Origin of the sequence: Paenarthrobacter sp. FR1 (genome assembly GCF_051106045.1) — a bacterium.
GTDB lineage: Bacteria > Actinomycetota > Actinomycetes > Actinomycetales > Micrococcaceae > Arthrobacter > Arthrobacter nitroguajacolicus_A.
In genome coordinates this window covers 83065-95293 of record NZ_JBPFSF010000013.1, presented here as the reverse complement: position 1 = coordinate 95293, position 12229 = coordinate 83065, and the positions used below count along the sequence as shown (strand labels likewise).

The following is a 12229-nucleotide window of genomic DNA, read 5'->3' as shown; positions in this document are numbered from 1 at the left end:
CTTTGCCAGCATGGGCAGGCTGTCCTACCTGCTGCTGGGCTTGCTTCCGGTGGCGGTGCCGGGAGTGGAACCGGGTGTCGGCAGGGGAGGCAAGTTGCCGGCGTCGAGCTCTATACCGGGCAGGGCTGGAACGTCGGCACCCCACGCCGTGCTTCGGCGGGCAGCTGCCAGCAGTCCATCGATGGCCCAATCCCTCGTATCGCCTGTTGCCAAGGCCACAAGATCTCCGAAGCCAGGCAGGGATGAAGACTCAAGTGCACCCAGAAAGGAGGCCGGGTCCTGGGCGAACTTCCCGGGCAGCCGGTAACCTGCCTCGGAGGCGGGGACTTCCGTGCAGCTGGCCCGGGTCAGTGCTTCGGCTTGTTGGAGCATCTGCTCATGCACTTGGAGGTACCGGGCAGCGGTGGCCGTGTTGTCCAGTCGCCTGAGCGCCACTTGGTAGACATAGACTGCCTCCTGCTGCGCCCGGACCGAAGCCGCCAGCGCTGTACCCGTGGTGGCGGCAGCTGCGTCGGGAATGGGGGTTGTGGAGGGACACGGGGTTGCCGATGTCCCAGCTGCAGGAACGCTGCTGCCTGAAGGGCCCTTGCTGGTTGAATACGGCGTCTGTTTCGGCGCGGGCAGCTGCCACGCGGCCGCCAGCTCTTCGGCCTCCAGCAGCTGAGCGGATCCGACGGCGGCGAGCAAACGGGCGATACCGCCGTCGGCCTCGCGGGCGTCGTCGAGGCGCTTCTGTCCACTGCCGGCCAAAGCCGTGACCAGGGCGGCACGGGTGGGCTTCGCGTTCGGTGTTCCGTCCGCGGGCGGTTCGAGTGGGGTACTTGACCTGCTGGGGGAGGTGTCGGCGGGGTCCAAGAGCGCGCGTGCATGGGTTGTCAGCAATGTCACAGCCTTTTCCAGCCCGGCCTTTCCTGTGTCCGGAACTGAGGCCTCGGCCAAGGCGGCAGCCGATTCACTCAGCTGCAAGGTGTCTTCGAAGGCGTGGGCGCGGGCGGATTCGGAGAAGGGGATAGCCGGGGGAGTCCCGGAATCACGCGGAATAAGGACAACGCCGGTGCCTGCCACGAGCAGCGCCACCACGGAAACGAGCACGAGTCTGCCCCACGCCGGTGTTCGCTGTTTTTCGCTTGTCTGCTCGTCCACAACACACCATGGTGTCACGTGGGCGGGGAACTCCGTGCACCAAGTTCCCGCGAAAATCGTTAGGCTAGTAGTCACAACAACATCTATCGGGAGGCGGCGGGCAACGTGAGTGACTCGGAAGCCACGACTTCAACAGACCGTTCTGATTCGAACTCAACGGCCACCATCCACAACCCGGAAGAGAGCAGGCTTAAGGCGCTGCTCCAACCGGCCGTCCTTGCCAGCAGGCTCTACCTTGAGGATGTTTCCATCCACGTAGCCGGTTCACACCGCACGGTCCACGTTGTCGTGGACCTGCCGCAGGAGGAGACCGGCGGCGTCAGCCTCGACGCCATCGCCGACGTCTCCCGCGGGCTGTCCGATATTCTGGACAACGATCCCCATGATGACGGCCGTCCGTACGACCTTGAGGTTTCCTCTCCGGGAGTCGGCCGCCCCCTGACGGAACCGCGCCACTGGCACCGCGCCCGCGGACGCATGGTCAGGGTCAATGTCATCCAGGGCGACAACCTCTTGGGCCGGATCGCTTCCGTTGGTGACCACGACGTGACGCTCATCCCCGAGCACGAGGTCAAAAAGGGAATGAAGCCCAAGCAGGGCGACCCCATCACTATTCCTTTCGACAGGATCCGCCAAGGAAAAGTCGAGATTGAATTCAGCCACCTCCACGAGGCTGCGCTGGAAGACGAGCACAACGGACCTTCCGAGGAGGCCTAATGGATATTGACATGAGCGCACTGAGACTCCTGGAGCGTGAGCGTGAAATCCCGCTGGATCTCCTGATTCCCACCATCGAGCAAGCACTGTTGGTGGCGTACCACAAGACGCCCGGCGCCTTTGAGAAGGCTCGCGCCGAACTGGACCGCAAGAGCGGGCACGTGACCATCTGGGCCACTGAAATCGATGACGACGGCGAGCCGATCGGCGAGTTCGAAGACACTCCGGCGGGTTTCGGTCGAATCGCTGCCAGCACTGCCCGCCAGATCATCCTGCAGCGCCTGCGCGATGTTGAGGACGACAACGTGCTGGGCGAGTTCAAGGGCCGCGAAGGCGAACTCGTGGCAGGCATGATCCAGCAAGGCAACAACCCGCACATGATCCAGGTCAACCTTGGAGCTGTTGAGGCACTGCTGCCGCCACCCGAACAGGTTCCCGGAGAAAAGTACCTCCACGGAAGCCGCCTGCGCGCGTTCGTGGTGGATGTCCACCGCGGTGCCAAGGGTCCGTCCATCACGCTGTCCCGTTCACACCCCGGGCTGGTCCGGAAGTTGTTCGAAATGGAAGTGCCCGAGATCGCGGACCACTCCGTGGAGATCGTGGCACTTGCCCGCGAGGCCGGCCACCGTACCAAGATTGCCGTCAAGGCAAACACCCCGGGCGTCAACGCCAAGGGTGCTTGCATCGGTGAAATGGGTTCGCGTGTCCGCGCAGTCATGACGGAACTCAATGACGAAAAGATCGACATCGTCGACTTCAGCGACGACCCCGCGACCTTCATCGCCAACTCGTTGTCGCCGTCGAGAGTGAATTCCGTCACTATCACGGATGAAGCAACCCGTTCGGCCCGCGTCGTCGTGCCGGACTACCAGCTGTCGCTGGCCATCGGCAAGGAAGGCCAGAACGCGCGGCTTGCAGCCAAGCTGACCGGGTGGCGCATCGATATCGTCTCGGACGCCGCTCCAGTCAAGACCGACTAGCGGTTCAACCGGCGGCCCATGCCGCCGGTTTGGCGCCGCGCTGGCGGCGTTCCTGGTTTCGGGAGTACCGGGCCGGGGGCTAGACTAGATGGAACCGGGCTTACGTCCGGTATCCGTGCGCTTTGGCGTGCCTCAGCTGCATGTGCAGGTCAGGGGCCGTCGGGCGCCAGTAGCGTAAGGCAGGTTGGACACATCGTGGCTGAACTGCTCGATCATGGCCTTGGGCCTGTTCGCACGTGCATCGGATGCCGGAAACAAGGTTCCCGGTCCGAGCTTGTCCGGCTCGTCGCCCAAGGCAACGGTTCATCCGCTGTCCTGGTGGATGTTCGACGCCGGATGGCCGGCAGGGGTGCGTGGCTGCACCCCAGCGAAAAGTGCTTGGCATTGGCAATCAAGCGGCGCGCTTTCGGAAGGGCCCTCGCGGGCGCTGCCGAAACGGGCGCCGTTGAACGTTACCTGATGCCGGGTACGCCACTCGTGGAGGCCCAGGCCCCCACGGGAAAACCGTCCAAACCTGAAAGCGGGTCAGAAAACTGATGGAAACCCGATGAGTTCCCAGCGATGAGTGCGTAACGATGACAACTTTGTTGCGCTCTGCAATGGGCCTTTCACTCGCGCAAGCGGCGAAGGCCCGCAGTAAGAAGTAGACGGTTCGTGCCTGGCTCGGTGCGGACCGAGACAGGAGAAATGTGGCCAAGGTCCGCGTACATGAGCTCGCCAAAGAGCTCGGTATTACTTCCAAAGATGCAGTAACCAAACTGCAGGAATTGGGCGAATTCGTTCGCTCCGCCTCTTCCACCATTGAGGCCCCCGTCGTGAAGAAGCTTCGCGACGCCTACCCGGGTGCCGGCGCTGCAAAGTCCGCCGCGCCCGCAGCCGCTCCCGCGGCAACCCGTCCCGCAGCATCCCGTCCGGCCGCTCCGGCTCCCGGACCTGCAGCACCGAAGGCTCCGGCCCCTGCAGCCCCCGCTCCGGCAGCTCCGGCTCCCGCAGCACAGGCACCTGCGGCACAGGCACCTGCAGCACAGGCACCTGCAGCACCCGCTGCTCCCGCCGCGTCCACCCCGGTTTCCGCGAAGCCCGGTGCCCGCCCTGCTCCCAAGGCAGAGACTCCGGCTCCGGCGCGTCAAGGTGGCCAGGCGCCGCGTCCGGGCGGTCCTCGTCCGGGCAACAACCCGTTTGCTACGTCCCAGGGCATGCCCCGCGGCCGTGGCGGCGATGGAGACCGTCCGCCGCGTCCGGGTAACAACCCGTTCGCACCGTCCCAGGGCATGCCCCGCGGCGAACGCCCCGGTGGTCCCCGTCCCGCAGCCGGTGCAGGCGGACCCCGTCCCGCAGCAGGCACCGGTGGTCCCCGTCCGGGCGCTCCGCGTCCCGGCGCGCCCCGTCCGGGTGCTCCGCGCCCCGCCGGTGGTCCAGGCGGCGGAAACCGTCCTACTCCGGGCATGATGCCCAACCGCACTGAGCGTCCGGCTCCGGGTGGCGCAGGCCGTCCCGGTGGCGCAGGCCGTCCCGGCGGCGGACCGGGTCGTCCCGGTGGCGCACCAGGTGCAGGTACCGGTGGCGGAGCTCCCGCCGGCGGTGGCTTTGGCAAGGGTGGCCGCGGTCGCGGTGGCACCCAGGGTGCCTTCGGCAAGGGCGGCGCCGGTCGTGGCAAGCAGCGCAAGTCGAAGCGTGCAAAGCGCCAGGAACTGGAGCAGATGAGTGCTCCGTCGCTGGGTGGCGTATCGGTACCCCGCGGCGATGGCGAGACCATCATCCGCCTGCGTCGCGGCTCGTCCATCACGGACTTTGCCGAGAAGATCGATGCGAACCCCGCATCGCTCGTGACCGTGCTGTTCCACCTCGGTGAGATGGCTACGGCTACGCAGTCCCTCGACGAGGACACCTTTGGTTTGCTTGGCGCCGAACTTGGCTACAAGCTCCAGGTTGTTTCGCCGGAAGATGAAGAGCGCGAACTGCTCGACCAGTTCGACATCAACATCCAGGACGAACTCGATGCCGAAGGCGACGACGTCCTCGAAGCCCGCGCACCGGTTGTCACGGTCATGGGTCACGTTGACCACGGTAAGACCCGCCTGCTCGACGCCATCCGCAACTCCAATGTTGTGGCCGGCGAGCACGGTGGTATCACCCAGCACATCGGTGCTTACCAGATCAGCCACGTCCACGAGGGCACGGCCCGCGACATCACCTTCATTGACACCCCCGGTCACGAGGCCTTCACGGCCATGCGTGCACGTGGTGCCAAGGTCACTGACATCGCGATCCTGGTTGTCGCAGCCGACGACGGCGTTATGCCCCAGACGGTGGAAGCGCTCAACCACGCACAGGCAGCAAACGTGCCGATCGTCGTCGCAGTGAACAAGATCGACAAGGAAGGCGCCAACCCTGACAAGGTCAAGGGCCAGCTGACCGAGTACGGCCTGGTTCCCGAAGAATACGGTGGCGACACCATGTTCGTTGAGGTCTCTGCCCGCCAGAACCTCAATATCGACGAACTGATCGACGCAGTCCTGCTGACGGCCGATGCCGCCCTGGACCTGCGTGCCAACCCGGACAAGGACGCTCGAGGCATTGCCATCGAAGCGAACCTGGATAAGGGCCGCGGTGCGGTTGCTACCGTCCTCGTCCAGTCCGGTACCTTGGCTGTCGGCGACACGATCGTTGCCGGTACGGCCCACGGCCGTGTCCGTGCCATGTTCGACGAGAACGGTGAGGCACTCGATGTCGCACTGCCGTCCCGCCCCGTCCAGGTCCTCGGCCTGTCCAACGTGCCGCGTGCAGGTGACACCTTCCTGGTGACCCCGGACGAGCGTACGGCCCGCCAGATCGCTGAGAAGCGTGAAGCTGCCGACCGCAACGCCGCACTGGCCAAGCGTCGCAAGCGCATCAGCCTGGAAGACTTCGACCAGGCCGTTGCCGAAGGCAAGATCGACACCCTCAACCTCATCCTCAAGGGTGACGTGTCCGGTGCCGTGGAAGCCCTCGAAGACGCCTTGCTCAAGATCGACGTCGGAGACGACGACGTTCAGCTCCGCGTTATCCACCGCGGTGTGGGTGCCATCACGCAGAACGACGTCAACCTGGCAACGGTGGACAACGCCATCATCATCGGCTTCAACGTCAAGCCGGCCGAGCGTGTTGCAGAACTGGCTGACCGTGAAGGCGTGGACATGCGCTTCTACTCGGTTATCTACGCAGCAATCGATGACATCGAAATGGCCCTCAAGGGCATGCTCAAGCCGGAGTTCGAAGAAGTCCAGCTTGGTACTGCCGAGGTACGCGAAGTCTTCCGTTCTTCCAAGTTCGGTAACATCGCCGGCTCGATCGTCCGCACGGGCATCATCCGCCGTAACACCAAGGCACGTGTCAGCCGCGACGGCAAGGTCATCGGTGACAACCTCACCGTTGAGACGCTCAAGCGCTTCAAGGATGACGCCACCGAAGTCCGCACCGACTTCGAGTGTGGTATCGGTCTTGGCTCCTTCAACGACATCACTGAAGGCGACATCATCGAGACCTTCGAGATGCGCGAAAAGCCGCGCGTCTAGGTTCCGTTTGGAACGGGTCCGTCGGGTAGCCCCGGCGGACCCGTTCCGTACCCGTTTCTACTTTCCAGGAGGAAGTCATGGCTGATCCCGCACGCGCTGCCAAGCTGGCACAGCGGATAAAGGTCGTCGTCGCTGAGGCCCTCGGACGCCGGGTCAAGGATCCGCGCGTCGAGTCCATCACGGTCACCGACGCCCGCGTCACCAACGACCTTCAGCACGCCACCATCTACTACACCGTGTTTGGTGACGACATCGCCCACGCAGACGCTGCCAGGGCCTTGGAGAAGGCCAAGGGTGTGCTGCGGCAGGAAGTTGGCCGCAACATCACTGTTCGGCTCACTCCGACGCTCGAATTCGTAGCTGACCAGATTCCGGTCAACGCCTCGAACCTTGAGGAACTGCTGCGTGAAGCCAAGCGTCGCGATGCAGAGGTAGCCGCATTGGCTGCCAGCGCCAAGCACGCAGGCGAAGCAGACCCCTACAAGGGTGATGCCCCGGAGGACATCGACGAGGACGACTTCGACGAAGAGGACACTGACCTCTCCGGCGACAACGAACTCGACGAAGACGCCAACCGCTAGAACCTCAAGTTTTTGTACAGCTCATGCCCCTAAGACTGCGTTTTAGGGGCATGAGCTGTACTCAAACTCGTTAGGATCAGAGCATGTCGGCGCACAGTGCTCACCAGCGTGAGGAATATCTGAACCGGGCCATCAGGCTCGCCGTGCAAAACGTCTCCGACGGCGGCGGCCCTTTCGGTGCCGTCGTGGTCACCCCGGACGGAACCGTCCATGAGGGAGTCAACCGGGTGACCCGGGACCACGACCCCACGGCACATGCCGAGGTGGTGGCGATCCGCAGGGCAGCTGCGGCCATCGGGAAGTTCGACCTCTCCGGATCCGTCCTCTATGCCAGCTGTGAGCCCTGCCCACTGTGCCTTTCAGCCACGCTCTGGGCAAGGATCGGGCGGGTCTACTTTGCAGCTGACAGGCATGGCGCTGCGAGGGCAGGGTTCGACGACGCCTTGTTCTACGAATATTTCAGTGGTGACAGGCCCGAGCTTCTTCCCGTGGAGCATGCCGAGCTGGCCGCGTCCGACGAGCCGTTCGAGGCGTGGCGGAACCACGCACGGCGTACGGCTTACTAGGGCCGGCCCGCCTAAACCCCAGCTCGCGCCGGGAGGCGATTGACGCCGTCGAGCAGGTCATCCTGCCCGCCGCAGAGGGCAATCCTGATCCAGTCCTCGCCGATGGACCCGAACGCAGTACCCGGCGCGAACGACACGCCGGAATCGGCCAGGAATTTACGCACCCAGGCGCGGACGTCCCCTCCGCTCAGGTGCGAGACGTCGGCCCACAGGTAGAAGGCTCCCTGCGCTCCGAGGTACGGGATTCCCTTGGTTGCAAGCACCGCCGACGCTGCATCCCGATTGCTCCGATAGTGGTCGCGCGCCCTGGCCACGTAGTCCTGTGGGCCGGTCAGTGCGGCCAGCGCGGCATATTGCGAGGGCGAAGCGACGCAGGACACGATGGACTCCATGACGTTGTTCATCTTCTGCTCCAGCCCCGGCGGGCAGACCAACGCGCCGATGCGAAGGCCCGTGAGCCCATACGTCTTGGAGAGTGTCAGGGACGTGAAGACCCTCGCTTGGCCCGGAACGACGCTGTCAAAGCGGGCAGGACTGACATGGGGTACATCGAACGTAAACGCCTCGTAGCACTCGTCGGAGATGATCCAGAGGTCGTGGCGGACAGCCAGGTCAACCAAATCCCGGACAGCTTCTTCGCTGATGACGGCGCCCAAGGGATTGGACGGCGAGTTCAGCATCAGGACCTTGGTCCGCGCGTTGATGAGGGCCTCGATGTCCTCGATATGTGGCTGGAAGTCGTTGTGCGGATACAGCGGATACTGCACGGGAACAGCGTGCAGGAGCCGGCTGGTCATCGCGAACGTGGGGTACCCGGGGTTCGGAATGAGGATTTCGTCGCCGGGGGAGAGGAGCAGGCTCATGGCGAAATGCAGGCCCTGCTGGGCGCCGTCCACCACATAGACCCGTTCAGCACCAATGTCCACGCCCTGCTGTTCCCGGAAGCGGGCAGCAAAAGCCTTGCGGAGGGCAGGAATCCCGGCATTCGGTGTGTAGTTGGTCTCATCCCGGTCCAGGCAGTCGATGCCGGCGTCCAGGACATGGCGCGGCAGCGCAAAGCCCGGTTCCCCGATGCTGAGGACGATAGCTCCGGGGGTGGACCACGCGGCTTCGGTGATTTCGCGGATCTGGTTCACGGGTACGTCGCGGACGTGCGCGGCAAGCTCAGGCATGGGAGCCATCCTAGCCACCCATATACTGGTAAGCGTGCTTTCTGGACTGGTAATCGTTGACAAACCGCAGGGATGGACCAGCCATGATGTGGTTGGCCGGATGCGGCGGCTGGCCGGTACCCGGAAAGTGGGTCACGCAGGCACGCTTGATCCCATGGCTACCGGTGTTCTGGTGCTCGGCATCAACAAGGCAACCCGCTTGCTGACGTACATCGTAGGCACGTCCAAGACGTATACCGCCACCATCAGGCTCGGCGAAAGCACCATCACGGACGACGCCGAAGGCGAGGTCACGGAGGCCCGCAGCGCGGCGGATGTCACCGACGACGCCATCGCAGCCGGCGTTGCCGCGCTGACCGGTCCCATCCAGCAGGTGCCCAGCAGCGTCAGCGCCATCAAAGTCAACGGCGAACGTTCCTACGCCCGCGTCCGCTCCGGCGAAGAGGTTAAGCTCGCTGCCCGCCCGGTCACCATCCACCGCTTCGACATCCACTCCATCAACCGTGTGGACGGCGGCAGGGTAGTGGACGTTGATGTCACTGTGGAGTGTTCTTCCGGAACGTACATCAGGGCCTTGGCCCGTGACCTCGGCAACGACTTGGGCGTCGGCGGCCATCTTACGGCCCTGCGCAGGACCCAGGTGGGTCCGTACACCCTTGACCAAGCCCGCACCCTCGAGGAACTGGCTGAAGAGCTCGAAGTTCTGGACATGTCACTGGCCGCACGCGCCCTCATGCCCAACAGGGAACTGAGCGACGAAGAGACAACCGAGATCTCCTTTGGGCGCCGCATTGCTGCCGGCCCCGGGGCAGGCACGCCGGGCGCGGCCACGGCTGACAATCCTGCCGCAGCGTTTGCGCCGTCGGGGGAGCTGGTAGCGCTGCTGGCAGATACCGGGACCTTCGCAAAACCCGTGCTGGTTTTTGCCCCGGGCACAGGACCGGGGTCGGGGACAGACGCAGGAACAGGACAGGCAAAGTAGGTATGGACGGATACTTTTACGCCATCCTGATCGTCGGATTGGTGTCCACGATCATGTGCGTCGTGGCCGGTTTGATGAAGAAGGCCCCAAATGACCCCACGATCTTCTCCGTGCTCGCCGTGGAGCTGGTGCTGGTGGTGTATTTGGTGGGATCGATCGTCCGTGTTGCCATGGGTGAGCAAATTGCCGGTGAGGCGTGGGAGTTCTGGGGCTACTTGATCACAGCCCTCATGATCCCGTTGGGTGCCGTCTACTGGGCGATCCTTGAACGCACGCGCTGGAGCAACTTTGTCCTGGCCGCCGTGGGCGTCACCGTGCTTGTCATGGCCGCCCGCATGAACCAGATCTGGTACTGACCTTGAAGGAAGAACACAACGTGACTGGAACCGAGACAAACTCTGCGAGCCAGCAGCCGCAGCAGAAGGACACCCGCAACACGGGTCCGGGTCGCCTGCTCATCGCGGTGTACGCCGTGTTCGCGCTTTCGGCGACTGCCCGTGCCGGCTACCAGATTGCCACCAAGTTTGCCGAAGCTCCGCTGGCGCACATCCTGTCGGCGTTCGCCGCCGTCGTCTATATCGTGGCCACCATTTCCCTGGCCAAGCCGGGCCGCACCTGGTTCAAGGTTTCGGTGGCAGCCGTGCTCACGGAGCTCATTGGCGTTCTGGTGGTTGGCGCAATCAGCCTCTTTGACCCGGTCGCGTTCCCGCATGACACCGTGTGGTCGCTGTTCGGGCGTGGTTATGGCTTCGTGCCACTGGTGCTGCCGATCCTTGGACTCCTGTGGCTGAACAAGCGCCGGCCGTCCTGAGCCGGGCACCCTTGCGGGTAACCTTAGAATGTTCCGGCGCCGGGAGGTTGCCGGGCGGAACGAATATCTGCAGTAAAAGGCGAGGTTGATGGTCCACATCTGGAACGATCCCACTGAAGTCCCCAAGGACTTCGGACCTACTGTCGTTACCATCGGGAACTTCGACGGCGTCCATCGCGGACACCAACATGTTCTCGCCCAACTGACGGGCAGCGCCAAGCGTCATAACATCCCCTCGGTGGCCGTGACCTTCGATCCCCATCCTGCCCAGGTGCACCGACCGGACTCCGCTCCGGAGCTGATCATGGGACTCCAGGACAAACTCGATGCCCTGGCCGACACCGGTGTGGATGCCGTGCTGGTCATGAAGTACACCCTGGACCTCGCCGCCATGACGCCTGTGGAGTTTGTCCAGGACGTTCTTCTCGACGGACTTCATGCCGCACACCTGGTGGTGGGCCACGATCTCCGCTTCGGAGCCGGCAATGCCGGCGACGTCGTCACCATGCAGGAATTGGGCAATCAACTCGGGTTTGGGGTTGAGGTTGTCAACGAGTACGGCGCGGGGGGATTTCCGGTCCACGACGACGGCGACGCCGACCGCCGCTGTTCCTCCACCTGGGTGCGGGAAGCCTTGTCCGAAGGCGACGTGGTGACTGCAGCCGCAGTGCTTGGCCGCCCGCACCGCATGCGCGGCGAAGTGGTCCATGGCGCTGCGCGCGGCAGGGACCTCGGGTTTCCCACTGCGAATCTCTCCCATGACTCCACGGGGTACGTCCCTGCGGACGGCATCTATGCGGGATGGCTGATCGACCAGGCCGGAACGCGGTGGCCCGCCGCCATTTCGGTTGGTTCCAACCCCACCTTCGACGGCGTCAGCCGGCAAGTGGAAGCTCACGTCATTGACCGCCCGGAGGAGGACGTGGAGGACTTCAACCTCTATGGCCAGACCGTGGCTGTCGAATTCACCCAGCGCCTCCGGGGCATGGTGGCCTACCGTGGACCCGAGGCATTGGTGGAGCAAATGTGCCTTGACGTTGCCCAAGCCCACGAGCTGTTGACCGCCCGTTAGCCGGTATTTCGACAACACCGCTGACGTGCCGGTAAACTGATGAGTGGATCCGGCTGCAGTCCGTGGCGGCTGGACCTGTTTTTGTGTGCGGCAACGTACCAAGGGCAACCCGTCAGCGAGGCGCTGCACCGGGAGGCACGGCACAACTCTAGGAGTTCACGTGGCACTTGACGCCGCTGTAAAGCAGTCCATCATCAAGGAATACGCAACCTCTGAAGGCGACACCGGTTCGCCCGAGGTTCAGGTTGCAGTCCTGACTCAGCGGATCAAGGATCTGACTGAGCACATGAAGGAGCACAAGCACGACTTCCACACCCAGCGCGGTCTGCTGGCCATGGTTGGTCGTCGCAAGCGCATGCTTTCCTACCTGAAGAACACTGACATTGCCCGCTACCGTTCGCTCATCGAGCGTCTCGGCCTGCGCCGCTAGTCTGCCTTGAGGGCGGCCCCCTCGTTTGCGGGGCGGGCCGCCTTCTTCACCAACAACTAAAAACAGGAATCAACCGCATCGCGCATTCGCGGTCCTCGGTAGTGATTCCCGGGAAGGCCATCTGTGACGATGGCGCCCGTGGATCTCGATCGATGACCGGGTGTCGTACAGGCCAGGAAAAAAGAAGAGGCCTGGGTTGATGCGGCGGACTTCCGCTAACA

The 12229-nt window shown here is 63.9% G+C and carries 13 protein-coding genes; 11 read left to right on the top strand and 2 right to left on the bottom strand.

Annotated elements, in window-relative coordinates:
* Positions 1–24 precede the first annotated feature (24 nt).
* Positions 25–1143, bottom strand: coding sequence for a DUF4439 domain-containing protein (locus tag ACR30Z_RS20435; protein ID WP_434374421.1), 1119 nt, complete (start codon positions 1141–1143; stop codon positions 25–27).
* A 105-nt stretch (positions 1144–1248) separates the two neighbouring features.
* Between ACR30Z_RS20435 and rimP the strand changes: the two genes are divergently transcribed.
* The 6 genes from rimP to ACR30Z_RS20405 all read left to right on the top strand — a co-directional run bounded on the left by rimP (position 1249) and on the right by ACR30Z_RS20405 (position 7541).
* Positions 1249–1860 (top strand): ribosome maturation factor RimP, encoded by a 612-nt coding sequence (gene rimP / locus ACR30Z_RS20430; RefSeq protein WP_144652217.1) that lies wholly within the window; start codon positions 1249–1251, stop codon positions 1858–1860.
* Positions 1860–2840, top strand: coding sequence for a transcription termination factor NusA (nusA, locus tag ACR30Z_RS20425; protein ID WP_144652216.1), 981 nt, complete (start codon positions 1860–1862; stop codon positions 2838–2840). The genes rimP and nusA overlap by 1 nt, the downstream gene beginning before the upstream one ends.
* 195 nt (positions 2841–3035) lie before the next feature.
* Positions 3036–3377, top strand: coding sequence for a YlxR family protein (locus tag ACR30Z_RS20420; RefSeq protein WP_144652215.1), 342 nt, complete (start codon positions 3036–3038; stop codon positions 3375–3377).
* Between the two features lie 152 nt (positions 3378–3529).
* Positions 3530–6394: a translation initiation factor IF-2 gene (infB, locus tag ACR30Z_RS20415; RefSeq protein ID WP_434374420.1), complete on the top strand. Its 2865-nt coding sequence runs from the start codon at positions 3530–3532 to the stop codon at positions 6392–6394.
* A gap of 77 nt (positions 6395–6471) precedes the next feature.
* Positions 6472–6975 (top strand): 30S ribosome-binding factor RbfA, encoded by a 504-nt coding sequence (gene rbfA, locus ACR30Z_RS20410; RefSeq protein WP_144652213.1) that lies wholly within the window; start codon positions 6472–6474, stop codon positions 6973–6975.
* Between the two features lie 83 nt (positions 6976–7058).
* Positions 7059–7541 (top strand): nucleoside deaminase, encoded by a 483-nt coding sequence (locus ACR30Z_RS20405; RefSeq protein WP_144652212.1) that lies wholly within the window; start codon positions 7059–7061, stop codon positions 7539–7541.
* A gap of 11 nt (positions 7542–7552) precedes the next feature.
* On the opposite strand, the gene ACR30Z_RS20400 is transcribed toward ACR30Z_RS20405, so the two are convergent.
* Positions 7553–8713: a pyridoxal phosphate-dependent aminotransferase gene (locus ACR30Z_RS20400; protein ID WP_434374419.1), complete on the bottom strand. Its 1161-nt coding sequence runs from the start codon at positions 8711–8713 to the stop codon at positions 7553–7555.
* A gap of 34 nt (positions 8714–8747) precedes the next feature.
* Here ACR30Z_RS20400 and truB point away from each other — a divergent pair, with 34 nt between their 5' ends.
* The 5 genes from truB to rpsO all read left to right on the top strand — a co-directional run bounded on the left by truB (position 8748) and on the right by rpsO (position 12008).
* Positions 8748–9695, top strand: coding sequence for a tRNA pseudouridine(55) synthase TruB (gene truB / locus ACR30Z_RS20395; protein WP_434374418.1), 948 nt, complete (start codon positions 8748–8750; stop codon positions 9693–9695).
* A 2-nt stretch (positions 9696–9697) separates the two neighbouring features.
* The gene (locus tag ACR30Z_RS20390) at positions 9698–10051 is read left to right on the top strand and encodes a hypothetical protein (RefSeq protein ID WP_434374417.1); all 354 of its coding nucleotides are present in this window, start codon (positions 9698–9700) and stop codon (positions 10049–10051) included.
* 20 nt (positions 10052–10071) lie between these two features.
* Entirely contained in the window at positions 10072–10506 is a 435-nt protein-coding gene (locus ACR30Z_RS20385; RefSeq protein WP_244296812.1) for a hypothetical protein, read from the top strand.
* Between the two features lie 88 nt (positions 10507–10594).
* Entirely contained in the window at positions 10595–11578 is a 984-nt protein-coding gene (locus ACR30Z_RS20380) for a bifunctional riboflavin kinase/FAD synthetase (protein WP_144652207.1), read from the top strand.
* A gap of 160 nt (positions 11579–11738) precedes the next feature.
* Entirely contained in the window at positions 11739–12008 is a 270-nt protein-coding gene (gene rpsO / locus ACR30Z_RS20375) for a 30S ribosomal protein S15 (RefSeq protein WP_144652206.1), read from the top strand.
* Positions 12009–12229: the final 221 nt, after the last annotated feature.